General features: G+C 39.8%; 26 protein-coding genes. 3 read left to right on the top strand and 23 right to left on the bottom strand.

Annotated features, from left to right (window positions below; all coding sequences use genetic code 11):
• The first annotated feature begins 15 nt into the window (after window positions 1-15).
• Window positions 16-765 (top strand): lysophospholipid acyltransferase family protein, encoded by a 750-nt coding sequence (locus D3P12_RS03725; protein ID WP_118193734.1) that lies wholly within the window; start codon window positions 16-18, stop codon window positions 763-765.
• Here D3P12_RS03725 and D3P12_RS03720 read toward each other — a convergent pair.
• Together D3P12_RS03720 and D3P12_RS03715 are read right to left on the bottom strand one after the other, a co-directional pair.
• A complete protein-coding gene (locus D3P12_RS03720; protein ID WP_245977381.1) occupies window positions 738-1,874 on the bottom strand; it encodes a glycosyltransferase family 2 protein in 1,137 nt (378 codons plus the stop codon). The genes D3P12_RS03725 and D3P12_RS03720 overlap by 28 nt on opposite strands.
• The gene (locus D3P12_RS03715; RefSeq protein ID WP_245977380.1) at window positions 1,855-2,850 is read right to left on the bottom strand and encodes a lysylphosphatidylglycerol synthase domain-containing protein; all 996 of its coding nucleotides are present in this window, start codon (window positions 2,848-2,850) and stop codon (window positions 1,855-1,857) included. The genes D3P12_RS03720 and D3P12_RS03715 overlap by 20 nt, the downstream gene beginning before the upstream one ends.
• A 134-nt stretch (window positions 2,851-2,984) precedes the next feature.
• On the opposite strand from D3P12_RS03715, the gene ruvC reads away from it, so the two are divergent.
• A complete protein-coding gene (ruvC, locus tag D3P12_RS03710; RefSeq protein ID WP_118193733.1) occupies window positions 2,985-3,551 on the top strand; it encodes a crossover junction endodeoxyribonuclease RuvC in 567 nt (188 codons plus the stop codon).
• 2 nt (window positions 3,552-3,553) lie between these two features.
• Here ruvC and D3P12_RS03705 read toward each other — a convergent pair whose 3' ends face one another.
• The 5 genes from D3P12_RS03705 to D3P12_RS03685 all read right to left on the bottom strand — a co-directional run bounded on the left by D3P12_RS03705 (window position 3,554) and on the right by D3P12_RS03685 (window position 8,984).
• Window positions 3,554-3,982, bottom strand: coding sequence for an HIT family protein (locus D3P12_RS03705; RefSeq protein WP_118193732.1), 429 nt, complete (start codon window positions 3,980-3,982; stop codon window positions 3,554-3,556).
• A gap of 129 nt (window positions 3,983-4,111) precedes the next feature.
• On the bottom strand, window positions 4,112-4,585 hold the full coding sequence (gene greA / locus D3P12_RS03700) for a transcription elongation factor GreA (protein ID WP_118193731.1): 474 nt from the start codon (window positions 4,583-4,585) through the stop codon (window positions 4,112-4,114).
• Window positions 4,586-4,688: 103 nt separating this feature from the next.
• A complete protein-coding gene (locus D3P12_RS03695) occupies window positions 4,689-5,381 on the bottom strand; it encodes a response regulator transcription factor (protein WP_118196954.1) in 693 nt (230 codons plus the stop codon).
• A 9-nt stretch (window positions 5,382-5,390) separates the two neighbouring features.
• On the bottom strand, window positions 5,391-7,091 hold the full coding sequence (locus D3P12_RS03690; protein ID WP_245977379.1) for a sensor histidine kinase: 1,701 nt from the start codon (window positions 7,089-7,091) through the stop codon (window positions 5,391-5,393).
• 6 nt (window positions 7,092-7,097) lie between these two features.
• Window positions 7,098-8,984 (bottom strand): S9 family peptidase, encoded by a 1,887-nt coding sequence (locus tag D3P12_RS03685; protein ID WP_118193729.1) that lies wholly within the window; start codon window positions 8,982-8,984, stop codon window positions 7,098-7,100.
• Window positions 8,985-9,160: 176 nt separating this feature from the next.
• On the opposite strand from D3P12_RS03685, the gene D3P12_RS03680 reads away from it, so the two are divergent.
• Window positions 9,161-9,469, top strand: coding sequence for a DUF4286 family protein (locus D3P12_RS03680; protein WP_118193728.1), 309 nt, complete (start codon window positions 9,161-9,163; stop codon window positions 9,467-9,469).
• Window positions 9,470-9,863: 394 nt separating this feature from the next.
• Here the strand turns inward: D3P12_RS03680 and D3P12_RS03670 are convergent, their stop codons facing one another.
• From D3P12_RS03670 to D3P12_RS03595, 16 genes are all read right to left on the bottom strand, one after another.
• A complete protein-coding gene (locus D3P12_RS03670) occupies window positions 9,864-10,136 on the bottom strand; it encodes a hypothetical protein (protein ID WP_245977378.1) in 273 nt (90 codons plus the stop codon).
• Between the two features lie 22 nt (window positions 10,137-10,158).
• Window positions 10,159-10,698, bottom strand: a complete 540-nt coding sequence (locus tag D3P12_RS03665; protein ID WP_118193726.1) for a DUF420 domain-containing protein — start codon at window positions 10,696-10,698, stop codon at window positions 10,159-10,161.
• A gap of 1 nt (window position 10,699) precedes the next feature.
• Window positions 10,700-11,362, bottom strand: a complete 663-nt coding sequence (locus D3P12_RS03660) for an SCO family protein (protein ID WP_118193725.1) — start codon at window positions 11,360-11,362, stop codon at window positions 10,700-10,702.
• A gap of 25 nt (window positions 11,363-11,387) precedes the next feature.
• Window positions 11,388-11,741, bottom strand: a complete 354-nt coding sequence (locus D3P12_RS03655) for a cytochrome C oxidase subunit IV family protein (RefSeq protein WP_118193724.1) — start codon at window positions 11,739-11,741, stop codon at window positions 11,388-11,390.
• A gap of 20 nt (window positions 11,742-11,761) precedes the next feature.
• A complete protein-coding gene (locus D3P12_RS03650) occupies window positions 11,762-12,454 on the bottom strand; it encodes a cytochrome c oxidase subunit 3 (RefSeq protein WP_118193723.1) in 693 nt (230 codons plus the stop codon).
• 10 nt (window positions 12,455-12,464) lie between these two features.
• A complete protein-coding gene (locus tag D3P12_RS03645; RefSeq protein WP_118193722.1) occupies window positions 12,465-13,052 on the bottom strand; it encodes a cytochrome c oxidase subunit 3 in 588 nt (195 codons plus the stop codon).
• Window positions 13,049-13,924 (bottom strand): heme o synthase, encoded by an 876-nt coding sequence (gene cyoE / locus D3P12_RS03640; protein ID WP_118193721.1) that lies wholly within the window; start codon window positions 13,922-13,924, stop codon window positions 13,049-13,051. The genes D3P12_RS03645 and cyoE overlap by 4 nt, the downstream gene beginning before the upstream one ends.
• 7 nt (window positions 13,925-13,931) lie before the next feature.
• On the bottom strand, window positions 13,932-14,963 hold the full coding sequence (locus tag D3P12_RS03635; protein WP_245977377.1) for a COX15/CtaA family protein: 1,032 nt from the start codon (window positions 14,961-14,963) through the stop codon (window positions 13,932-13,934).
• A 63-nt stretch (window positions 14,964-15,026) separates the two neighbouring features.
• The gene (locus tag D3P12_RS03630) at window positions 15,027-16,922 is read right to left on the bottom strand and encodes a cytochrome c oxidase subunit I (RefSeq protein WP_118193719.1); all 1,896 of its coding nucleotides are present in this window, start codon (window positions 16,920-16,922) and stop codon (window positions 15,027-15,029) included.
• Between the two features lie 19 nt (window positions 16,923-16,941).
• Window positions 16,942-18,309, bottom strand: coding sequence for a cytochrome c oxidase subunit II (locus D3P12_RS03625; protein WP_118193718.1), 1,368 nt, complete (start codon window positions 18,307-18,309; stop codon window positions 16,942-16,944).
• A gap of 38 nt (window positions 18,310-18,347) precedes the next feature.
• Window positions 18,348-19,568 (bottom strand): quinol:cytochrome C oxidoreductase, encoded by a 1,221-nt coding sequence (locus D3P12_RS03620; protein WP_118193717.1) that lies wholly within the window; start codon window positions 19,566-19,568, stop codon window positions 18,348-18,350.
• A gap of 20 nt (window positions 19,569-19,588) precedes the next feature.
• Window positions 19,589-20,179 (bottom strand): c-type cytochrome, encoded by a 591-nt coding sequence (locus tag D3P12_RS03615; protein WP_317124651.1) that lies wholly within the window; start codon window positions 20,177-20,179, stop codon window positions 19,589-19,591.
• A complete protein-coding gene (locus tag D3P12_RS03610; RefSeq protein WP_118193715.1) occupies window positions 20,172-20,708 on the bottom strand; it encodes a DUF3341 domain-containing protein in 537 nt (178 codons plus the stop codon). Before D3P12_RS03610 ends, D3P12_RS03615 begins: the two co-directional genes overlap by 8 nt.
• Window positions 20,709-20,712: 4 nt before the next feature.
• Entirely contained in the window at window positions 20,713-22,191 is a 1,479-nt protein-coding gene (gene nrfD / locus D3P12_RS03605) for an NrfD/PsrC family molybdoenzyme membrane anchor subunit (protein ID WP_118193714.1), read from the bottom strand.
• Window positions 22,192-22,222: 31 nt separating this feature from the next.
• Window positions 22,223-25,234, bottom strand: a complete 3,012-nt coding sequence (locus D3P12_RS03600; protein ID WP_118193713.1) for a TAT-variant-translocated molybdopterin oxidoreductase — start codon at window positions 25,232-25,234, stop codon at window positions 22,223-22,225.
• A 44-nt stretch (window positions 25,235-25,278) separates the two neighbouring features.
• The gene (locus D3P12_RS03595) at window positions 25,279-26,568 is read right to left on the bottom strand and encodes a c-type cytochrome (RefSeq protein WP_118193712.1); all 1,290 of its coding nucleotides are present in this window, start codon (window positions 26,566-26,568) and stop codon (window positions 25,279-25,281) included.
• Between the last annotated feature and the right edge of the window lie 151 nt (window positions 26,569-26,719).

The raw sequence follows: 26,719 nt of genomic DNA, 5'->3' as shown, positions 1-26,719 counted from the left end.
TTTAATTGGCGGTGCATGGTTAGAAAAATAGCTGGATACATCCTTAGCCCGATTCATTACATTGCTTTCGGGCTTATCTTATTAATTTTTCACCCCATCCAATGGGTTTGTCTGAAGTTAGGCGGCTACAATTGGCATAAGACATCGGTAGATATTCTGAACTTATGCCTGATTAGTTCCTATTATATTTTAGGTAATAGTGTCCGGTTTACCAATCAACACGATTTACCAACAGACCGCCCTATTTTATTTGTATCGAACCATCAGAGCATGTATGATATCCCTCCTCTGATTTACTTCCTCCGAAAACATCATGCTAAGTTTATTTCCAAGATTGAGCTTACGAAGGGAATCCCGAGCATTTCGTTCAATCTTAAATATGGCGGCGGGGCAAACATTGATAGAAAAGACAGCAAACAATCGATCGCCGAAATCTTGAAATTAGCGAACCGCATGAAGGAAAAAAACTGGTCAGCGGTTATTTTTCCTGAAGGAACACGAGCGAAATCTGCTAATATTAAGCCTTTTTCAGGTGGCGGCATTGCAACCATTATAAAAAAAGTACCTAATGTTCTGGTCGTGCCAATAGCAATTAACAATTCATGTAAGGTTGTCCAGTATGGTGCTTTTCCTTTGGGAACTTTTAATAAGATGAGCTGGACGGTTCTAGATCCGATAGAACCAAAAGATTTGACAATAGACGAAATCGTCAGTACTTCCGAAGATCGGATTCGCGATTACTTAACCTCTCGGCCTTTCCACTGATAGGTTCCGCTGTTACCCGCAATGCCGATATAGATCAGATAAAGGATGTGGATAATCGACAACAGCGGCAGATAGATTAGATAGTTTGTCCGCTTAGCGAAGCGACTTACGGGTACAAGGAAGAAATATTCAGCCAGGATCTTAATCGCGATGCAATAAGCAGCAATGGATAAGGCTCCTTTAAAAAAGACCGCACCAAGCAGATTAGCCACCAGGAGTAGGTTGAAAAACCAAATCCCAACACCCAGCATAACAAGGCTCTTATTTTTGTATTTCGTGCTCTTTGAAGCCCAACGTCTACGTTGACTAACGAACGAACGTACGGTATGCTTCGCATCTGTATAAACGATGGCATCTTCGTTTTTACAAAAAGCGATCTGATGTGGATATCTGCTAACAACCTTATGAAGAAATAGCTCGTCGTCGCCGGATGCGAGATCGTCTATACCTTGAAAGCCCCCCAATTCAAGGAAGACCTCTTTTGAATAAGCGAGGTTAGCCCCGTTGCATGTTGAAGAACGACCATTGCCGATCCCGGCAGCTCCTAACCCAATTAAATACAAAAATTCAAGCGTTTGAAGACGTTCAAAAAAGCTTTTCTCCTGATCATAGACAACCGGACCGGAAATCAACTTTACCTCCTTTTCTTCATACATCGCTACGATCGTCCGCAACCAGTCGGGGCCCATCCTGCAATCTGCATCGGTGGCAACCATCAATTCCCCGCTAGCATAATGGATGGCTTCAGTGATAGCCTTTTTTTTATAGGAGTTCAATGGCTCGCTCTCATTCAACTGAAGCAATATGACACCCTGATCTCTGAAAGACCGGATCACTTCCGCGGTACGATCATTAGAATGGTCATCAACTACAATAATTTCCAATAGCTCTGACGGGAAATTCTGTCGGAGGATATCGGAAAGTGTATCCCCTATATTTTTCTCTTCGTTTCGGGCAGCAATAAGTACGCTGACTTTCGTGGTAAAAGCAGGATCAGTGGGCACTTTGAAAGGTGTTATTCGTTGCCACCCACGAATAAGGTAAAGTATTACGGAAACGTATATGACGGTAAACAGAACCGTCAAGGAGCTAATGATCTCTGGTACCAAAGAAGTTAATTTTAAATACAAAAAATGATCCGATGATAGCCGGGATAATCAAGTTCACAAACCAGACGCAGGCCGTTATTGCCATTACCGCAACGATCTGATCGGTTACGAAGCCAAAGAAGTAGCTCGCCGTTATCCCTCGTACTCCTACATCAAACAAATCGAGCGAAGGTAGTGCAGATTGTACGAAAAATAAAATAAATATGAGTAAAACCATTTGAACGGCGGGAATGGACGGAAGCAGAACCGCTATAAGTATGCAGTACTGAAGGGTGAAGATGATAAAACGAGCCACAGAATAAAGAAAGATTTTTCGCAATTCTTTTTTCTCATAACGAAGTAGAAGGTCAAAAAAACGTTTATACTTTCTCAAGAACCTGATCTTCAATAACCAGCGATTGATTAAGGATATGTTAAAATATAAAAGTAGGAAGAACAGAATATAGATAAAGCCGAAGAGGCAGATAACAGCATACAACCAACCTTCTATATCCATAAACCGGCCAACAAACCAACAGATGGCAATACACCCCAATACATTGGTTATTACCATCTGCGACACAGCACCGATAAGCATGCCTATCACACCAAAGACACGTTTCCGAGGGCGGAGAAACAACACACGGCCACCATATTCGCCGATTCTATTTGGGGTGAATACTGCCCAGGAAAGTCCACAAAGTACCGATTCGATAGCCATCCGTAAACGAATGGGCTGAAATTGGCAGCAGATATAGCGCCATTTTAAAGCTTCAAAGAACCAGTTTACTAACATGAATAGGAAAACAGCAGAAATGGTGAGCCAGATAGTTGTCGGTGGTACGCTTTGAATTAGCTCACGAAAATCACGAAGTGCATCGTTCCTTGTAAGTAACTTATAAGAATACCAGACAACCAGGATAAAAATACCCGCCTTTAATAGATAACTTAAGGTTTTCTTCAACGAAGGATTCAAGTCTTTCCTATTATTGTTCAATGTGGATCCTTTTTACACTTAAAAAGGTTAAATATCTCGCTTTAAATGGTCGGTAAAGATATGCAAAAACCTTTGAAATTAAACTCTATGCCTTTATGGAAGCAGAATCTATAAATAAAACGTAATATTGTACTATGAATTTAGCGCCTGAAAAAGAACGAATCATCCTGGGAATTGACCCGGGCACAGCTGTCATGGGCTACGGTGTAGTGACCGAACGGGGAAAAGATCTGGCATTGGTTACCTTAGGAATCATTAAACTGAGTCATTTAAGCAACCATGCATTAAAACTACAGGCTATTTTTAAAAAAACAACCGAGATTATTAATGCCTATCATCCTGATTGTATCGCATTGGAAGCACCTTTTTATGGGAAAAACATCCAGTCGATGCTCAAACTGGGTAGGGCACAGGGTGTAGCAATGGCTGCAGGCCTTGCACTGGACATTCCAATATTTGAATATGCGCCACGAAAAATAAAGCAAGCAGTGACAGGAAATGGAAATGCGGGTAAGGAACAGGTAGCATCAATGCTTCAGACCCTCCTTAAGTTTAAGGAAAGCCCTAAATTTTTGGATGCCACCGATGGGTTAGCCGCTGCTGTATGCCATTCATTTCAGAAAGTCAATGGAAACAGCAACCTGCAAAACTATTCGGGCTGGGCTGCATTTGTTAAGGACAACCAGGACCGTATAAAATAATGTTAGTTTTTAGGATACAAAGACGACTCGAGCGATTTACTAAGAGCGCCCCGTATTTTTAATGCATCGGCCGCTAACTCATCATTTGTTAATTTTAACTTCTCACGACTGAAGTCCATATCATTTACATGATTAATTGGAATTAGATGGATATGCGCATGAGCAACCTCCAAACCGACAACAGCTACTCCTACTTTTTCACAGGGGAAAGCCTCCTTAATCCCTTCGGATATAATTTTTGTCAACATCCAGATACCCATGTATTCATCATCGTCCATGTCAAATATATAGTCTGTCTCTTTTTTGGGAATTACCAAAACATGGCCGTGAGTGAGGGGGTTAATATCTAAAAAAGCTATAAAATCATTTGTTTCTGCGACTTTATGCGCGGGTATCTCACCTGAAATTATCTTCGAAAAAATGGTTGACATAAGAAATTTATTTATTCCCCAAGATACAAAAAAAGCGGTCATTCTGACCGCTTTTTTTGTATCTTTTTTGATCAGCCTTATGGGATATCAGGCATAATCGGATATGGTTAACGTGATAAATTCAGTAAACTACCGTGATATTTCTAGAATTTCTAATTCTATCTTACCAGCCGGCACTTCGATTTCAGCTTTGTCCCCTACAGATTTACCTAGTAAACCCTGTGCTATCGGAGATTTGACAGATATCTTACCAGACTTTAGATCAGCTTCTGTTTCGGAAACCAATTGGTACGTCATTTCCATTCCATTCTTTGTATTCTTCAATTTCACGATGGATAGGGCCAGAACTTTAGATGCGTCTAATTTAGATTCATCTATCAAGCGTGCGTTAGCTAGTATCTCCGTTAATTTAGCAATTTTGCTTTCATGGTGCCCTTGTGCATCTTTTGCAGCGTCATATTCAGCGTTTTCTGATAAATCACCTTTATCCCTGGCTTCTGCAATGGCCTTTGCAATTTTTGCCCGTCCTTCGGTTTTAAGCTGATGCAACTCTTGCTTCAACTTTTCCAGTCCCTCTTCAGTGTAATAAGTTATTTCTGCCATGATTATCTTCTATCAAGTTGTACAAAAAAAGCGGCAAGACCATATTGTGTATGGTCTTGCCGTGTTAACAAATATAAAAAACTATTTAGATAAAATCAAAACCTTATTCGGTATCTTCAACAAACTTATAGCCCATTCCTCGAACTGTGATCAGATAGGCAGGTCGATCAGGGTTCAATTCGATTTTCTTTCTAAGACGCACAATATGCATGTCGAGTGTACGGGTATTCACATTTGAACTGTAGCCCCATACGACTTCCATCAGCTCGTCTCGACTAATGACTCTGCCGATATTTTGAAGAAAATAAAGAAGGATCCTGTTTTCTAAAATGGTGAGCTCAATTCTTTTCCCATCGCGTATCAATGTATGAATAGAAGGGTGGTGTTCGGTATCACCAAAAGTAAAGTTTTCTACGGGCTGGCTAACGAAATATTTGACCTTGTTTTCGATCATAGCAACCAGTACGTCCATATTAAACGGTTTGGTGATATAGTCAGATACTCCAAAGCTATAGGCGTCGATCTTATCTAAATCTTGTGACTTGGCAGTCATCATAATAATGAGATTCGTGAAGCCTTTATCACGAACATTTTCACAAACTTCGGATCCAGGTCGTTTAGGTAACATCCAATCTAAAAGCACGATGTCTGGCTTTTCACGCAGTATCAGCTCTTCACCGTCTACTCCGTTATCAGCTTGGATTACTTGAAATTGTTCTGCTTCTAACCGATGAACAACTAAAAACCTTAAGTTGTCATCATCTTCTATTACTGCGATTTTAATATTTGTGTGCATAGTATTCATTTATGATATGAGAACCTTCTTTACCTGATTCAATTCAGCTGGTAAAATGATTGTAAAGACCGACCCTTTTCCTTTCTTACTCTCTACAAAGATCTCGCCATTCATTAAGTTAACTACCTCCTTACAAAAAGCGAGCCCCAAACCAACGCTACCCTGTTGATTGTATTGGGATTGTATTCGGTAAAATTTCTTAAAGATATTCTTTTGCTCATCTTTGGGTATACCGATACCCCTATCCTCAAATTTAAAAAAGATTTCTCTCTTTTGCTTAGAAATATTGATTCTCAAGTATTTTTTATCAAACGACGAGTATTTATAAGCATTGTCTATCAAATTTTGGAAAAGGCTGATCAATAGCGTCTCATCTGTTTCAATGACCTCAACGCCCTGTATATGGTATTGAATATCAAAATCAGGATGCTTTACCTGATAGCTGTTTACCATATTACTGCAAAAATCATCGAGGTCAACTTTTTTCTTCTTGAGTTTAAACACTTTATTCTCTAATTGGGTAAAAGAGAGCAGTGTATTGAGTAGGTTGTTTAATTTATCTGATTCCTCGTCGAGTATTTTACCGTAATAATTGCGCTCAACATCGGTAAGGGTCTTTCCGTTCCGAATATTACTGCCAGCAATTTTGATCACACTTACTGGGGTCTTGAACTCGTGAGATAGGTTGTTGACAAAATCATATTGCAATTTAAACATACGAAAATTAATCTTCAGGTTTTTATAGATTAAATAGCCAATCAGTAAGAGGAATAAATAAATCGCAGAAATGGCAATTCCTATTGGGGTAAAAAGATTGTTAATCTCTTTCTTGAGGAATGTGCGCGACGAACGAAAATATAGTTTATAATCTGAAAGCGCTCCGGAAAGCGGCATTTGTGTTACAATTACAGAGGGATCAGCCTCATAGGAGTCGAAGAATAAGGGCTGGATGGAGATATCCTGATAAAGCTCAGGATGGACATTCTGTATATCCAGGTTTCTCGGATTGAGGTAGAAAGTCATGATGTCAAATTCATAGACAGAGGAGTCTTGTACCTGTCCCGCCATAAACTGTTGGAATACCCTAATCTCATCTCTGCGTGGAATGGTCATATATGAAACCTTAGCCGAATTAACAGCATAAAAAGAGTTGAAGATATCTGCTCCGCTTAAGACTTTCGCTGAGTCTGCAGATTCAATAAAGGATGCGAATTTAACCGCCATTGTATTAAACTCGTCTGACTTCGTCAGGCTCAGATTGGGGTCAACCCCCGCTTTGTAATAAACAACTGAGTCGGGATGTACATCATCGCCGAATTGGTAGATGGCCTTAGGGGAAAGATACATTTGATGGATCGAAAAGCCATGGTTTAAATAGTAATTACTTATTTGCACGTCAGCAAATAGTATCCGTTCGACTATCGGATAGTTAGATAGTACCGAATCAGCGTATCTTCTGGCACTCGCAGAATCAAGGTAACCTTGGTAGTAGGACACTTCACCAATACGGTTCTGAAAAAAATCATTGTAAGAACTCAAACTTTGATCAAACACTTCTACTTTTACAGTATTGAAATTATTTTCTACATAGTTTCTTGTAAAGCTATACCCAAGTATCAAAGCTATAACATAGGTGAGGGTAATCAATACCAAAAAAGTAATGATAAGAAGACCATTTTTATTATTGATCGCTTTTTGAGGTTTCATCATTACATATTAACGCCTTTTTAGGAGATAACTATCAAAGAAATCTGCTAATTGATTATATAAATCAATCTTCTGTTCGGTTGTCGTAAACTTCCGACCCTCATTTGGCTCAAGAATATATTCAACCGGGACTTCGCGGTTACGTAGATCTTTGACAAATTGATTTGCTTCGGTGACATTGACACGGCTGTCCTTTCCACCATGTGCAATAAATACAGGATTTTTTATTTTCGCTGCGTGAAAAATTGGTGAGTGCTTCCGAAAATAATCACTTTCTATTGCTGGGTTGCCAACCATCTCGTAAAACATTTGCCTATAAAGCTTAAAGTAAGGTGGTATTTCTTTTAGATAGGTAAATAAATTTGTTATTCCTGAATAGGATGCCGCACAGGCGTACAGATCGGGTTGATAACAAGCACTATGCAATGCGGAATAACCGCCAAGGTTAAAACCATAGATTCCAACACGAGTAGAATCAGCGATACCTTCTTGAATTAACCACTGTGTAGCATCGGTAATATCTTCCTGCATGGTTGTCCCCCATTTCTTGAATCCGTCGATCCAATATTGTTTCCCGTACCCTTGTAAACCACGTGTATTAACCTGAAACACAGCATAGCCTCTGGAAACTAAAAACTGAACTTCTGGGTTATACCCCCACACGGCCCGTGAATTGATATCAGAAGGAGGTATTATAATGGTGGGCAAGTTACTTTCCGATGTTTTTGGAACTGTAAGGTAACCTTGTAATTCAAAACCGTCACGGGCTTTAAAATTTACTGTTTTCATGGGCGATAGCAAACTGGTATCAAGTCCCGGACTCTCTTCTGCAAGCAAGATCAGCTCGTCCGTTTTGTAATTATAATAATACGTTGCCCCGGGGTCGACGTCCTGTTCGGTTTTTATCAGAAAGTTTGTGAAGGTACTATCCCGAGCAACAATCTCAAGGGAGTAATCGGGTATATGAGAACTGAGCTTTTGAAAAACTTTCTTTAATTGAAGATCAATAAAATGCCGCTCTGCTCGCGTTCCATTGTATTCTGCAAACCCCATCTCCCCTGTTTGTTTTAAATAACCTTGCGTGCTCAAATCGTACTTAGGATTCTGATAAATAACTCCCATTTCTTTTCCCGTAAGCAAATTGAACTCAACAAGGGCTAATTTATCCCGATTTTGGTTTGAGAGCGCATAAATTGTGTTTCGGTCGTGCTTCGTAAAACCTAATGGTATGATTCGTGTCTTATAACGCGTGTTAATTACTTGATGAAAATCTTCAACTTCATTTTCTCTGGCCAGAATGGTTTCCTGAAGACCATTAGATACCACGGCGACTCTTAGTGAGCCTTCAACGTCGGTAAGCCAGCGGACAATATTACCAGGATTCTTTGCTATCAAATCCCGACTGCCGGTGAGAATATTCAGCCTGTATACGTCAAAAACGGATGAATCCCGATCGTTGAGTGATATTAATATTTCATTATTCTTTACCTGAATAGGTGCTATCCAGCGCAGGTGTGCGTTGGTTGCGGGAAGAATGGATCGGATATCTAACGCATCACGATTAACTGACATCAGTCGAAGACTGTCTCCTGGATTCCTTTTTAAAAGAAAAATCAACTCGTCGTCATTTGCCCAAAAGGCAGACTCAACATCATGCCCCGTCGGCACGGTACGCGTGTTCCCTGAGGCGATATCTAAAATAAAAATAGTCTTGAATCCTTCGTAATCTTGTAAATACGAAATGTGAGTTCCACTTGGAGAAATCCTAAAATGATTTTTCTCCGCTGTATGGAAAAATAAATCCGCTTTGGGATGATCTGTTTGATTTTGGCCACACGAAAAGGCTAACAGAGCAAAAGCAAAAACATACAGTTGTTGAAGTAAATTTCTAATCATATAGTTCCTCCGTCGACTATGCAACCATGTATTGTCTTTGACATAATATACCAATTGAGCTCCACTAGATGCCTAGGTGAATTTAGGAAAAAATAGCTTTGATTTGAAATATCGGTGAGTAACATTTAAAATACAGCTTTTTGGTTTTAACGGGTCATATCCCCTATCTTCGCAGCATGATATTATACAATATAACCTTCCTTGTAAACGAGGACATTGATGCTGAATTTGCCGCTTGGATTCAATATGACTTTTTACCTAAAGTGGCAAATGAAGGAATCTTTAAGGGTCAGTCGTTCTTAAAAGTGTTGGACTCTCCAAATGAAGGTACAACGTACAGCTTACAAATGATGAGTGCAAGCGATCAAGGAATCGAGACTTTTAAATCGAGTCTCTTTAAACTTATCCAAGAGAAAATGGCGCAACATTGGGAAGGTCAACTCTATATGTTTGAGAGTAAGATGAAATACATCGCGTTTCATTAGTGGTCGTTATCATAACGACTGTTATATCGAATCTTTCGAGTAGTATACAGTAATGTTATTCTTGAATAGCGGTAGTTGACGGGAGCCATGAAAATAATAACAAAGATTATAAAAAAACCATATAACCAAGGTGACTCACTATGAGTGATTGAGAAAAGAAGAAACGCGGTTAAAAGTGCCTCAAAAACAGCAAACGCGTAACTGATGTACATTGATATATAAAAATAACCAGGTTCAATTTCAAAGTAAAGACCACAGTGTGCGCATACTTGATTGCTTCGCTGCCGTTTAAAGGAATAAGGATTTCCATAGAATACCTTACCGATTCGGCAACGGGGGCACCGACATGATACCATAGCGCTTAGTAACCCTCTAGCTGCCACCGTATGAAGATTTACGAAAAGGGATTGGGAGCCTCTGCTTCTTGTTTCTTACGATACTTCCTATACCATAGATATCCCACTAAACCAGCTGCAGCATAGGGCATTGCAAGAAGAAAAAGAATTCCTTTGTTTAAATTATCACCTTGGGTATTACCATTTTTCACAGAACTGTCAGCCGTTAACGAACACATAGCACACTGAGCTTGGGCACCCGATAAAGGGTAGCTAGCTAATGCAATTGCCAACATAAATACTGCTGCGATTTTTTGAACTGACTTTTTCATTTTACTTTAAACAAAAACTCCTTTAAAATGAATAATAAGGAGATATCATCAAATATACTAAAACTCCACTAATTGTGACGTATAACCATATGGGGAAACTCCACCTAACAAGCTTTTTATGTTTTTCAACCTGCATCATCATACCTCGGTAGAAACTTAACAAAACTAAGGGAAGTACAATAGCTGCCAGAATGATGTGCGTGATTAGAATAAAAAAATACACATAGCGAATTGTGCCTTGGCCTCCAAATTTGGTTTCCATACCTGCTGAATGAAAAATCAAATAAGAAACCATAAACAGACAGGATAGGATGAACGTTGTTATATTTAACGTTTTATGCATCCGTATGTTTTTTCGCCTAATAAAATAGTAAGATATTAACAGCAAAATGGTGCAGGTGCCGTTGATTATAGCATTCAGCGTAGGCAGAAATTGAACCCATTTGGGCAAAACATCATGATTGGGGAATAAATTCACAACATTGGCCTGCAGGAGGATAACAACCAATAAAACGATTATTGAGACTACACCGACTAATCTAAATATTGCTTTATCGTTCATTTTACAAATCTACCTTATTTTCTCGGGATAATTCGGTTACTAGTAAAATCATTTCACCGATCAAACGATCAACCTCATCTTTCGTGAAAAACTCGTAGTAACCTCTAATACGCTGTTTTGAATCCAATAATATAAAGAACGGACTATGTATAATACGATTGTTACCTTGTGAAGTTCTAAACCCATCAACCCAAAATTCCTGTTGTGCAATTCGGGAAGTCTCTTCTTCACTACCGGTGAGAAACTGCCAATTAGTACCCGCCGCGCCATAATGTAGCGCCATTTCTTTTAGCACAGCCGGCGTGTCGTTAGAGTCAAGAGAGATACTGTAAAGATGCACATTGGGATGCTCTCCAAATTTCTTTGCTACACGAGCCATTGAGAGACTCATATAGTCTCCAAACTGTTGACAATCACTATGCATAAATTGGACAACGGTAATGCTTTCTCGTTCAGGAAAGTTAACAACCTCGCTGTCCTGATTAATAAGCTGAAAAGGCTTAACCTGGGTAGTATCGGTATTCGGAGAGCCTAAATGTGGGAGCTCTTGATAGATGTTCTGGCCAGTTTGTCTTAAATAAAAATGCAATAACCCTGGTATTAATAAAATCAATACCAGGGTTACAATTTTACCTAAAGAATATTTCTTATTCTTTTCAGTCATGAATGCTTATTAAGCTGTACGCCTCTTATTTGTAGATATAAAGGCCAAGATAATCTCCTTCAATGAGAACAAGGACAATAAAATAGATCAATAGGAAAAGAGGGATACCTAATATAAGTTTAAACGCTTTATTCTCAAATTTAAGGTGCATGAAATATGCAACGATGTAGAAGGCCTTCAATATTGTTAAAATAATATAGGCTGCAATTACAGCAAAACCTTTTTCAATCAAACCGGTTTCTACAAAACCCAAGGCAATAATAAATTCTAAAGCGGTAAGTCCCAATAAATAAAAGAATACCTTCCAAATACGACCTTTGGTCATATCCGGCTCATGATGTTCGTATGTATTCTGAGTAGTAGTATTTTCAGTAGACATGATCTGTAATTTTAAAATTTTTAAACCAAATAGAAGAACGTAAACACAAACACCCACACCAAATCAACAAAGTGCCAGTATAAACCAACTTTCTCGATCATCAGATAGGTCCCCCTTCTTTCGAACACATTCGCGAGTGTCATTAAAAGGATAATGATATTCAAAGTAATACCAACCGTCACGTGGAAACCGTGAAACCCTGTTATCGCGAAAAAGAAGCTCGAGAACTGAGTAGCGCCTTGTTGTTCAGCTAGAGGTATAGACTCAGGGATGGCTCCAAACCAAAAACCCTGATGGCTCAAGTGACTCCACTCTAATGCTTGACAACCCAAGAATGTCAGACCTCCGACAATTGTTAAAATCATCCATATGACAACTTCCTTCTTAGAATGACGATGACCCGCTTCAACGGCTAATACCATAGTTACAGAGCTCACAATCAAGATGAATGTCATGATTCCAACAAATACCAACGGTGCCCCTGTATCGGTTATAAAGGGGATGGATTGAAAAATTATATCTGGATTAGGCCATGTATCTTGCATATACATTCTCTGCGCACCATATATGGTAAGGAAACCCGTAAATGTGAATGCGTCTGAAAGCAGAAACAGCCACATCATGACTTTACCATATTCAGCCTTTAAAGGTGAGGTTCCACCTGACCATTTGCCAGTCTTTACTTCATCTAATTTTGATACAGTTGTGCTCATTATAAAAATTTTATTGGTTCAAAAGTAAGAAAACATATATATATATCCATAATATATCTAGAAAATGCCAGAACATGGCACCCAACTCTGTGCTCGCTATATTCTGTGCTGACGTATAGCGCTCAGTTTTTCTAAAAAACGCAACCAACAGAACAATAACTCCACCCAAAATATGTGCTAAGTGAAAGCCCGTAAAAACATAAATGAACGATTGAGAGGCATTATTATTAATAAAGTAAGCGCCTTGTTCTACCAGAACTTTCCAAGCATTAAATTGAGATACAAAAAAAGCCGTTCCTAGCGCAATCGATATTAGTAAATATAAGCGCCGTTTAGCAGTTAGCTCCTTCTTTGTTGCTAAATATGCCATGTGAACTGTGATACTACTCAGCACAATGAAAATAGTACTCCATATAAAGGCTTTTGGCAAGATGATTTTGATTCCTTTGTCAACTCCGTTTGCCGTATAAACAATGTACCCGCTGCTCAAGGAAGCAAAAATCATAATAGAGGCAATAATAAAAAGCCATAATGCAAATTTTTTAGCTCTAAATACTGCTAAAGAGCTCTGTTCCTTTGTTAAATCCTTCGTGCTCATATCGATATTGGTATAAAATCAAACAACAAAGTTAACTGTACAACTGGTAAATAAAGAAAGGATGTGAACATCACTTTTTTCGCTGATGCGGTATCCAGTTTCTTGTAAAGGGACCAAGAATACCAAACAAACACGAGCCCTCCTAATGTTGACAAAGCACCGACCACATAGCCTCCAAAGCCCATTAGTGTTGGTAGTAACCCTACAGGTATTAACAACATTGACGAAAATATCACCATAAATGCGCTCACCTTGTCTTTCTTGCAAGTAGGCAGCAGCCTGAATCCTGCACGCTTATAATCCTCGTCTAACACCCATGCAATTGACCAAAAATGGGGAAATTGCCATACAAACTGTATGGTAAACAGAATGATGGGTATCCACGATATCATCGGCTCGTCAAACGCGGCAAAATAACCGATTAACGGAGGCAGAGCCCCTGGAAATGCTCCAACAAAAACTGCTATAGGTGATATCTGCTTAATTGGTGTATATACAAAGGCATAGAGAATGATTGAAAAAACTGACAATGCTCCGGTTAACAAATTCAACCGGAACAAGAGTATTGTCCCTATTAGCCCCATAAACAAGCTCAAGATTAATGCTTGACCCGTATTCATTCTTCCTGATGGAAGCGGTCTATCTGCCGTTCGGGACATGAGTTTGTCCAGATCACGCTCTATAATCTCATTAAACCCGTTGGCAGAACCAGTCACCAGAAAACCGCTAATAGTTAAAATCACCCAATTGAACCAATTAATGTCACCCTGAACCTTACTACCTATCAAGAAAGCTACGGAAGCAGAGAATACGACGGTTAACGTCAGCCGAAGCTTAACCAGCTTTTTAAAATCCTGTAAAAAATCTTTCACCTTCTATCTAATGCCCAATATATTGGCTTGTTTTAGTTAATAAGAGAATAATATAATATTGAGCGCCAAAAGTAAGCGTTGCTAGAACGAGATGTACGGTCTGCATATAAGCTGGCATACCCATATATCCTAACACTAATCCGCTTATAATTTGCAGCACCACCAATATCATCATAAGATTAATCATTCTACTTTGCTCACTATCGCCTGCAAATCTTGAACGCACAGCAAAAAACAAGAATAAAGTAAGAACAAATGACACCAATGCCAGCTCACGGTGCCATATGTAGCTGTCTCCAAGTTGATCGACCCAAAGATTACGATTCGTTCCCTCGTAACTTGCAGAAATCATGTCAATACTCTCCCGTATATCTGTTCCAATGATGACTTGTATAAACGTGACAAACAACACTAAAACCGCTAACCATTTAATCCAAGCTGAGCCTTGATTAAATAAAATTCCTCTATCCCTGACGACTCTTGCTTGAAAATACGTATATATCGCGATTAGCAATATCACTAGTGCTAAGACCATGTGAATGGTAATAACCCAAGGTGTCAAGTTAGTAGAAACGACAACCGATCCCATCCAAGCCTGAAACACAACCAGCACGACGTTCACCAAACTAAAAAAGAAAATCCTTTTTCTAAATCTCCAGTAAGCAGTCGAAAAGACCACACATAACAAGAGGAACACTCCCACCGTTGCGCCTGCTAGACGATTTATGTACTCGGTCCATGTCTTAGCGGCATTAAACTCCTCATGCTCAAGAATACTATCATCATTTCGAATCTTAGAAGCTAAGTCCTTAAAACCTAATTTCTCTAGATAATTGGCGAAGCGTTCATTTTTTTTCGCTCTGCCATCAATGTACTCTTGCTCATAGTCTGCAGGAAGCTGAGAAACATGTGTTGGAGGTACCAAGCGGTTAAAGCATTTTGGCCAATCGGGACACCCCATTCCAGAACCGGTGCTCCTTACCACACCTCCGGCTAAGATGACGATGTAAAGGATCACAATAGTGATCCGATTCACCATTATAAATCTTTTCTCAGCCGGTAAGTACATTATTTCGTCCCCTCTTTCACTACTTAAGTATTTCTACTTGGATTCTTCGTTTTCGACAATCTCTTGTTGAGCCTCCCATTCACGCTGGATTCTTTCAGCCTCTGGATTTCCTTCGAAGTCATGAGGAAGGTTCGAGCTCATTGTTTCTGAGAACGGAGTGGTTTGAAGAATAAAATCTTCATGATGCCCTGGCTTGCTATAATCATATGGCCAACGATGAACTGTTGGGAGCTCTCCAGGCCAGTTTCCGTGAATACGTTCGACAGGTGTTGTCCACTCTAAAGTGTTTCCGCCCCAAGGATTCTGTCCAGCTAACTTACCATGCTTCATAGACCAAAAGAAATTCCATGCAAAAGCCACTTGTGCCAATCCAGCTATAATTGCAGACCAAGTGATAAATACATTCACCGATAACCACTTGTCCATAAACTCGAAGGATGTAAATGCATAATATCTACGTGGTACTCCATCGATACCCATAAAGTGCATAGGTATAAACACAAAATAGGCTCCGATAAAAGTCAACCAGAAATGTAGGTATCCCAACCGATTATCCATCAAACGTCCATACATTTTAGGGAACCAGTGATACACCCCTGCCAACATACCAAAAATAGCAGCCGATCCCATTACTAAGTGAAAGTGAGCCACAATAAAATAAGTATCATGAACATTGATATCGATCGCAGCATTACCCACGAATAGACCAGTTATACCTCCTGATATAAAGAATGATACCATTCCGATCGCAAACATCATAGCTGGCGTAAATCGTATATTACCCCTCCAAATAGTTGCGAGGTAGTTAAACACCTTTACTGCAGATGGTACAGCGATTATCAAGGTAGTGATCATAAATACACCACCTAAAAATGGATTCATCCCTGTCACGAACATGTGGTGCCCCCAAACAATGAATGATAATATGGCGATTCCTGCCAAAGAATAAACCATTGCATGGTAACCAAAGATCGGTTTACGCGCATTGGTAGAAATTACCTCGGAAGTGATACCGAACGCTGGTAAAATTACAATGTATACCTCTGGGTGTCCTAAGAACCAGAACAAGTGCTGGAACAGAATCGGACTTCCACCTTCATTAGCAAGAATTTGCCCCTGCACAACGAGATCAGAAAGATAAAAACTAGTGCCCATACTTCTATCAAAAAATAAAAGTACAACGGCTGAAACCAGTACTGGGAAAGCTAATAGACCTAATACAGCAGTGAACAAAAGCGCCCAGATAGTCAAAGGCATCCTCCAAAGGCTCATCCCTTTTGTTCTCATATTAAGTATAGTACTGATATAATTAATACCGCCCATTACCTGTGAAGCGATAAAAAGAACCATACTTACTAACCATAAAGTCATTCCCGTTCCTGACCCTGCAATCGCAGTCGGAACGGCGGAAAGCGGCGGGTAGACGGTCCATCCGGACGAAGCTGGACCACTCTCTACAAAGAAAGAAGCTAGCATGATGATACATGCAGCAAGAAAAAACCAGTATGATAACATGTTTACAAACGGGGCTGCCATATCACGGGCTCCAATTTGTAAGGGTATCAGCAAATTACTAAAGGTTCCACTAAGACCAGCCGTTAACACAAAGAAAACCATGATCGTACCGTGAATTGTCACCAAAGCCAAGAAAAATTCAGGCTTTATTCGCCCACCCTCGGCCCACTTGCCTAGAAAGACCTCTAATATTGGAAAGTCTGTTTCCGGCCAAGCTAATTGCAAACGAAATAAGATAGATAAAAATAACGCGATAAAGGCCATAATAATTCCTGTTATCAAGAATTGTTTGGCTATCATCTTGTGATCTAAGCTAAAAACATATTTAGATATAAATGTTTCCTTATGCCCATGATCACCATGATGATCGTTGTGATTAAAATCTGCCGCCGACAGAGTTGATGTAGTTGCCATAAGTTCTTTAACTCTATATTTAGTTGTTTAATACCATTTGATTCCCTTCTATCACCGAATTGTTGGCCTGCTGCTGAGTCTCTTTAAACTCTTTTTGCATAGCTTCATCAAAGAAGTAAGTCTGCTCCGATAACCACTCCTTATATTCGGCTTCCGTTACAACGATTACTTTTTTCTGCATATTATAATGCCCTCCCCCACAGATTTTAGCACAAAGCAAAATGTAATCGTATGTCGGATCGTCTAACTTTTCCCTCATCTCTTCAGTAGTATATTTTGGAACTATATGAAAGAAAGTAGGCATTCCGGGAACTGCGTTTATCTGAACCCTGAATTCGGGAATATAAAATGAATGTAGAACGTCTTTTGCGTTTACAGTAAAATGCACAGGTTTGCCGACAGGAAGAACGATATCACCTGCACGCACATCATCTAATGCACTTTTATCAGTATAATCAATCCCTAAACCATTTGTCGGCGTAGTCAACTTATAATCTCGCTGCCCAATAACATTATCGCGACCGCCATACCGAACTGTCCATAAAAACTGTTCACCAGTCACTTCAATTTGAAGCGCGTCTTTCTGTTGATCTTCTGGAATATTGGTTATCCCTCTCCATGTGAAGAATCCAGAAAGCACCAAAACCGTTAACACCGTAGCTGGCACAATCGTCCAGATCTTTTCTAACGTATTATTATGAGGGTAGAAATAAGCCTTTCTTTTATCAGAACCTCTATACTTCCAACTGAAACCGAAAAGAGCAATGTGAGTTAAGACTAATACGATTGTTGTGATAATCGTCGTGATAATAAAAAGCGTATCTATTTTGGCACCGTGCTCCGTAGCTGCCTCACGAAAACTCATTGCACCGTGATTGACATAGGACCAATAGATCCCATATAAAAATAAAGGCAATGCTACTAAAAACAACCATCCTTGAGAAGAATGCCATTTGTTTCCAATAATTTTACCTTGCATCCGTTGAGTAAGTTCATATACGCTACCAATTTGTCCGATTATAGTAACAATCAAGCAAATCAATACAAACAGCAAGACATAGTAAAAGAAGTTTACATAAACTTGAGTTGGAATATTTGCCTCTTCTTCAGCAGCCTCTGCAGCTGTGTTAGTTGAAGAGCTAGTGCTGGTGCTGGCAGCGGAAACTTCTTCAGTTGAAGTAGCGGCTTCTTCTGTCGGCGCTGCGTCTTCGGTTTCCCCAGCTGCCACCGCCTCAATGCTGTCTCCTTGCACTGCTTCAACCTGTTCTGTATCAGCTGTTGCCGCAGTTGTATCAGTCTGAGCAAAAACCGGTCCCTGAAGTAAGAACAATAATCCTAATACCAGTCCAAGAACTCCCTTACTATGAACGAATTGTCTTAATTTCATTTTAATTGTTCGATTAAACTTTTAAAGTTACGTAAATTTTAAATTTGATGGTGTAGGCTTTCCTCCAAAAATGGGTGCTTTTGAGGTGCTAGAGCGTGCTTACTCAATTTGTTAAGCATTAAATAAACAAATAACCCTGTAAATCCAATTGCCATACCAATTTCAGTTAGACCAAAACCCCTATGCTGTTCCACCGTTCCCGGCATAATCATTAAGTAGTAGTCAAGCCAGTGACCTAACAATAATAGGATACAAACTCCGGCCAATACATTCACATTTCTCACCCAAGATCTATTAATTAAGATTAAGATCGGTGCTAAAAAGTTGATAACAATATTCAACCAGAACCATGGTTTATATTCAGGCTCCCAACGCTTATAGAAGTAAACCGTTTCCTCTGGTAAGTTCGCATACCATATCAACATGAACTGCGCGAACCAAACATAGCACCAGAAAATGGAAAAACCAAATATGAGCTTACCCATATCATGCAGGTGATTGATATTAACCCAATGCATATATCCCGCCTTCTTCAACAAAATAATTGTTAGGGTAATTGCACATAAACCACTCACCCAAAGAGCGGCAAAGTTGTACCAACCAAACATTGTTGAAAACCAATGGGCCTCCAAAGACATGATCGTATCAAAAATCCAAATTGGTGACGTGAAACCAAAAATCACCAAGAATATTGCAGAATATTTAAAACTCTTCTTATATGAATTTAATCCACCTGAAAGATCCTCATTATAGGAAAACTTTGTTAGTGCAACGGCAAAAAAACTATAAGCTGCTAAGAAGATAACTTCGCGTAAAAGGAAAGCTGGTGCATTTAAATAAACTTCCTTTTTTGCAATCAACGGGTCAAAATGAGAGCTGTTAGGATCTGTCAATCCTTCTCCAAACCAGTGATGATACAGATTATGAGAAAATAATCCGATTGCACAAACAGCCAATAATATAAGCGAAGCGATTGGTAATAGACTTGAAAATGCTTGTGGTACACGGATCATACCAGCTGACCAACCCGATTGAGTTACATACTGTATTGCGAGGAAACAAGTTCCAGCCGCGCAAATACACGTTAAGTAATAGCTCATTAACAACAGATTGGCAAAAGTTCTTTCTGCGCCATTGAATACAAAGCCGTACACGATAGCAATTACTCCAATCAAAATTGCAATTAGACTCCAGGTTTTAGGTTTACCTGAAAAGTCGAACTGTTCATTAAAATTATACGAATGTTGATGAGTTTCCATTTGTTAGATATCTATTTATACTATCGATTTTGTAATTCATGAACATGCATAACAATCTTCCAGCGGTCTTCCGGAGAAATCTGGCTAGCATGAGATCCCATTAAGTTTAATCCGTAATAAATGGTGTGATAAATCTTACCATCAGATAAATCTTTCATTGCTCCACCGCGAGATGATGGTCCAGTACTATATGACGGCGGAGGCGGAAACTTCTCCAACTGAACAATGCTACCATCACCATTACCCGACTCTCCATGACATGGCTGACAGAAGCGTAAGTATAAAACTTCCCCTTCTTTTAAATTGTCTTCTGTCCTTTCCAACGGATTATGAAAATTTGCTCCTGCAGCTTCGTAACCTTCAATAGTGTTTTCATATTGCATTCCAAAGTTTTCAAACCCGATGGGAACTGTACCTTCCGGGGGTGTCTGAGCTGTTATTTTATTGGCAAAATTACCATTTACTTGATCTGCATTATATCCAATCGGATCATACATATTCCGAGAAAATTCCATGCCTGTACTTCTGGTCGTTCCATCCCCACAAGCAGAAACAACGGCGGCTAAAGCTACAGCAATACATGCAGATCCTATTATCTTAATCTTATTCATAGCTAACATATTTTCTCTCGTTGTGCAATACATCTATTGCACCAGCTTCTTTTAATAAAGTTTCAATTTGATTGTGGTCAGTATTTTCTTTTGCGTCAACAGCAATTACAAATCGATCATCTGTCGCTCTAAAATCCATTACTCTAGGTGCTCTACCAGGAAAGAGATGGTTTCTATAGAAAAAAACCGCCACCATACCCAAGGCAGTACAAAGTATAGTAACCTCAAATGTAACCGGCACAAAATTCGGTATAGCGAATGCAGGTTTTCCTCCGATATTCATAGGCCAGTCGTAAACCATTGTATAGTAGAGTAAAGAAAAACCCAATATAAATCCTAATAACCCGCATAAAAACGCTACAATGGGTAATCTTGATGGGGGTACACCCAGTTTAGCCTCAATCCCGTGAATCGGCATCGGTGTATAAACATCATATATTTTAATGTTATTCTCCTGCAATTTCTCGATGCCATGCATCATTTCGTCAGGATCCCCAAAACTTCCTAATATATATTTTGTAGTGCTCATCCTTTTATTTTACTAGTTCTTTAACTTCACGCTCTGTTACTGAATCGTATTTATCTAATGAGTTTGTATAAAACTCTTCGTACTCGCGCTCTTCGTGCCCATCTAAAATTATCTGTTTCTTAACTGCATGACTCTGAGTTTTCAATAATAATTTCACTTCCGCTATAGCTACAGGAGGTAATACTCTAAGGAACAACAGGAATAATGTAAAGAACACACCAATTGACCCTACGAAGATACCCACATCAGCCCAGGTTGGATAGAACATAACCCAACTAGATGGGATATAATCACGATGAAGAGAAGTAACGATGATTACAAAGCGTTCGAACCACATACCAATGTTAACTACAATTGACAAGATCCAAGATAACGCAATACTAGTTCTGATCTTTTTGAACCAGAATAACTGAGGTGATATAACATTACAAGTCATCATTGACCAATAGGCCCACCAATACGGTCCAGCGATACGGTTTTGGAATGCGTACAATTCATACTCAGAGCCAGAATACCATGCTATGAACAATTCGGTCAAATATGCTATACCAACGATCGAACCAGTAACTAAAATAATCTTATTCATTGATTCGATATGGAACATGGTAATGTAATGTTCCAGATTCAATACCTTTCTCATAACCAACAGGAGTGTCTGAACCATCGCAAATCCAGAAAAAATCGCTCCTGCAACGAAATAAGGAGGGAAAATTGTTGTATGCCAACCAGGAATCACCGAAGTAGCAAAGTCCATCGATACAATGGTGTGTACCGAAAGTACGAGTGGTGTTGCAATACCCGCAAGGATCAAACATACAATCTCAAATCGCTGCCAGGTTTTTACAGAACCGTTCCAACCGAACGATAATACAGAATAGACTCTTCTTCTTAAGCCAATAGCACGGTCACGGATTGTCGCAATATCTGGCAATAACCCAACATACCAGAACACTAATGACACTGTGAAATAGGTTGAAATCGCAAAGGCATCCCAAACAAGGGGAGAGTTAAAGTTTACCCACAGAGAACCAAATTGATTCGGAAGCGGAAAAATCCAATAAGCTAACCATGGCCGTCCCATGTGAGCTACAACATAGGTTGCCGCACAAATAACGGCAAAAATCGTCATAGCCTCTGCTGATCGGTTAATTGAATTACGCCAGTTTTGGCGAAACAGCAAAAGCACAGCAGAAATCAACGTACCTGCGTGACCAATACCCACCCACCAAACGAATGTGGTAATGTCCCAAGCCCATCCAACTGTCTTATTCAAACCCCAAGCGCCAATCCCTGTCCAAAATGTATAACCTACACTCACAACCCACAGCAATGCACCCAATACTGCAACGATGAATCCAATCCACCATGCTTTATTCGGTTTATTTTCCACAGAAACGAGAATGTCGTCTGTAACCTTTGCGTAGGTAATGTTTTCCCCGGTTACAAGGGGCTCTCTAATAATAGATTCGTTGTGCGATGACATATTCTTTTTATTTCAGATATATTAATATTGATTACGCTTCAAATGTATTTCTCACCTTCGTCATGTAACCAACACCCGGTTGAACGTTTAATTCTTCTAACACGTAATAAACGCGTTCATTTCTCAAAGCTTTGGAAACAGCAGATTCAGGATCGTTTCTATCTCCAAAGATGATTGCATTTGACGGACAAGCTGCAGCACACGCTACTTGTATGTCACCATCCTTAATAGGACGCTTTTCAGCTTTTGCCTGTAATTTACCAGCTTGGATACGTTGAATACACATTGAGCATTTTTCCATTACCCCTCGCGATCTCGAAGTCACATCTGGATTTAATACTAACTGCGTGAATTCATTGTTTAAATAGTTGTCGAATCTCGAATCGTTCCAATAGTTAAACCAGTTGAAACGACGCACCTTATAAGGACAGTTATTGGCACAGTACCTTGTACCGAAACATCTGTTATAGGCCATATGATTAAGACCTTCCGATGAGTGAACGGTTGCAAGAACCGGACACACTGTCTCACACGGAGCGTGGTCACAATGCTGACATAACATTGGTTGATGTACAACCGAAACATTCCCAAGATCTTCTAATTCAGCAATATCTCCTTCTCTTGTTACCCCTTCATTATTACCATTGTCGAATGAGTAATAACGGTCGATTCGAATCCAGTGCATTTCTCTACGGCGGCGAACTTCATCACGTCCTACCACGGGAACATTATTCTCAATATTACAAGCTACCACACATGAACCACAACCTGTACAAGCGTTTAAGTCAATAGCCATTACCCAACTGTGCCCTGGCTGTTCGTATTTATTCCACAAATCATAAGTTTTATGTTTGTGACCAGAGTTTCCACTGTTATGTGTTGGGTCATTTTTATAATTAGCAAAAGTCGTCTCGCGGATTACATTTCTTCCTTCAATTGTATGGTGAGTTTGCGTTTGTGCCAGCTCGTAAGAACCAGATGCCTTCGATATCTTAACAGAATTGTTCAATTGAAGTGTACCATTCACTAACCTTACAAAAGGAAATGCATTTTTCCCGACTCCGTTCCCTGCACGACCTGCTTTGGTTCTGCCAAAACCAACAGCTATCGAAACAGTCCCCTGTGCTTGACCAGGTTGTAGCAAAACAGGAAGAGTTACCGAATAACCGTTTTCTGCAGTCACTTCGACCAAATCTTTTTCTCCAAGCCCTAACGACTCAGCATAGCGGGGCTCGATCGCCACATAGTTATCCCAGGTCACTTTAGATACAGCATCTGGCAGTTCAAGAAGGTACGCATTATTCGCCTGCTTTCCATCACCCAAAGCACTCTGATATAACTCTAACTCTACGTCTTTCGCTATCGCCTTACTCTGACTGGTGATTTGAGCAGCTATATCCGAAACAGAACCGTTAAATACTTTTGTAGACACTCCTAGTGCCCCATTAAATATAAACCCTTCTTGTAGACTGTCAATCCAGGTTTTACCTGATGGAGCTAAAATATTAGCCTCCCAATATGCCTTCACATAATCATGGTACGGAGTCGTATTACCGGCCCAGATTAAAAAGCTTTCTTCAAATTGACGCGAGTCAAAAATTGGGTTAATAGTCGGTTGGACAATCGTAAAATATCCCGTATAAAGTTCCGCATCTCCCCAAGATTCTAAATAATTACGACCTGGAGCAATGATTGTAGCTTCGGAAGCTGTTTCATCATCACGATCTGCGAATGACAGAGTAAATTTGATTTTGCCAAGCGCATCTTCTACCAATTTACTGTCAAAATAATCGTATCGGGGATTGCTATTAACGAAGAATGCAACATCTACATTTCCATCTCTAGCATCGTTCAAGAATTGAGCGAAAGCCTCATCGTCTCCCCGGAAATGATTTGCTGAATTGTCGAGATCGATCGTTGTACCATAACTTCCAAGATGCATGTTGATAGCGTTCACCAAGGATTGTACATTGATATCGTTTGAACCAGAGACAAGAAGCGATCGTCCATTCGCCTGGCTCAATTCTTTTGCAACAACCTTGATAGCCGTAGCGGCTTTATCATTACCCTGAAGAGCTCCCGACAATGAAGACCCTGTCAACTCATTATATAAAGATATTAACAACGCACCCTCTTCTGACGGCTTGATAGTAACCCGAACATCAGCGTTTGTCCCTGTCACACTTAAACCACTTTCAAATTGAATATGACGAGACATTTTGCCATTTTTCAACGATGCATGATTCCGGTTAGACATGTACTGTTTTGTAAACTCTACCTCATCAATCCATGTATTCAAGAAATCGGCGCCCACACTTACAATTACGTCCGCATTATCGAAACGATACTGCGGTAGAGCCGCTTTTCCAAATGTACGCTCATTGGCTTTTATAATACCTGAGTAAGATACCGCGTCAACTTCAATAAGCTTCGCAGTTGGATATGCTGCGATAAACTCATCGATAGCCGCTCTGGCGGAAGGACTGTTTAATGTACTTGTTATAATTGCAATCTGTTTTCCTGCACTTGATGCGGAATTTAGTGCCGCCCCAACTTGTTTATCAACTTCCTCCCATGAGATATCTTCTGAACCCGCACGAGGGCCCTTAAGTTTAGACATGTCGTACAAGTCGAGGATAGAAGCTTGAGTAGAAGCACTCACACCGTTTCCAGCAAATACTGCTTTGGGATTTGCTTCGATAAATATCGGACGCCCCTCCCGTGTCTTAACTATTAAACTCTGTCCTTTATAGCTCGACGCATAGTAATTTGGGACCCCCGGTGTTACTTCCTCAGGCTTAATAATGTAAGGTACAGACTTATGAACCGGTGTCCGCTGACAAGCAGCTAATGTAACGGCTCCCACCCCAAAACCTAAAGCCTTCAAAAAGTCTCTACGTGGAGTTTTTGTACTTAAACCAGCTTCATTTAACACGTTTTCAATAGGAATATTCTCAGAAAACTCAGCACTCTTATTCTCAACAAAAGCAGGAGTCTGCTGTAATTCCTCTAAACCTTTCCAGTATTTTTTGTTGCTATCCATTTAAGCTATTATATAATCGTATTGCTACGTTTGTTTTTACTTGATTAATAATGACATTTACCACATTCCAAGCCCCCTAACACCGCGGCGGTTATCTTCTCGCCACTTTTCAGTTTTTCGTGTGCGGCTATTAGTTGATCGTAATATGCATTACCTTTTGCATTAACCTCTGTTTCCTGGTGACACTCGATACACCATTTCATGGTTAACGGCGAATATTGATAAACCTCTTCCATTGTTTCGATTGGACCGTGACATTTTTGACATTCAATACCAGCCACCGTCACGTGCTGTGAGTGATTAAAGTAAGCTAGATCCGGAAGATTATGAACACGTATCCACTCGATTGGTTTCGGGTTATCACCATAAGTACGAGTTTCAGGATCCCAATCAATCGCATTATAAATCTTTTGGATCTCCGGAGAAATCTCACCTCCATAATTGTCTGATGCAGTCACATAGTTATGACAGTTCATACATACATTTGGAGACGGAATCGATGCATTTTGAGAAGTAGCTGCGCCAGAGTGACAGTATTGACAATCAATCTGATTAATTCCAGCATGTAGCTGGTGGGAAAACTTAATTGGCTGAACCGGCTGATAACCTTCATGAACACCTGTATTCCACATCACATTCCATCCAGCAGTACTTAAGATTGCTACAAGACCTAAAATCACAAAGAATACAAGTTTTTTATTTTTCGAAAGACGCTTCAATTTAGCAACGAAGACCTGGCCTTGTGTCTCTCCTTCTTCTTCTACCTGTTCAACAATATTATCTTTATTCTTTAGGATAATTCTGTCTAAAGTACGGATTACTCGGTTCAACACCAAGATAACAAGGAAGGCGATAATCAAGACAAGGATCAACCCTCCTAACATAAAGTTGCTTACATCACCGCTTTGACCAGCACCTTCAGCCATGCCAGCACCACCAGAACCGCCTTCTGCTTCCGGCTTTGCTACCGAAGCATCAGCTATATAAGCAATAATGTTATTAACATCGTCATCCGATAGCGTTGGAAAGGCTGGCATCATTGACGGATGCAGCTCTGATACCTCTACCGCCTGCGCATCACCCGAAGCTATAAGTGCTGGAGAGTTCTTAATCCACGAAACAAGCCAGTCATGTTCAAAGTTATCAGTTACACCTTTTAGGGCTGGACCGATAACTGCCTTATCAATACCATGACAAGCCGTACAATTTGCTTTAAAAAGCGATTCACCCGCCTTGATATCCTGCGCCTGCACGGATAAAGTTGCCACACTTAGTAACGCGACTAAGATTAAGGACTTTGCAACACGTCTAAAAATTAAAGAGATGTTTCTCATTTTGAGAGTTTTATACGATATAATGTTTGACAAATTGAACAAGTTGATCACCTAACGCGAAATAGGGTAATAAACTCAAAAGACAAAAGTATAACTTATTAGTGTATCGGTGACAGTTTCATGACCAAATTTGCTAATTTATAATTATTCT

It is taken from the genome of Pedobacter indicus (genome assembly GCF_003449035.1).
Taxonomy (GTDB): domain Bacteria; phylum Bacteroidota; class Bacteroidia; order Sphingobacteriales; family Sphingobacteriaceae; genus Albibacterium; species Albibacterium indicum.
This window is presented reverse-complemented; position numbering and strand designations above follow the sequence as displayed.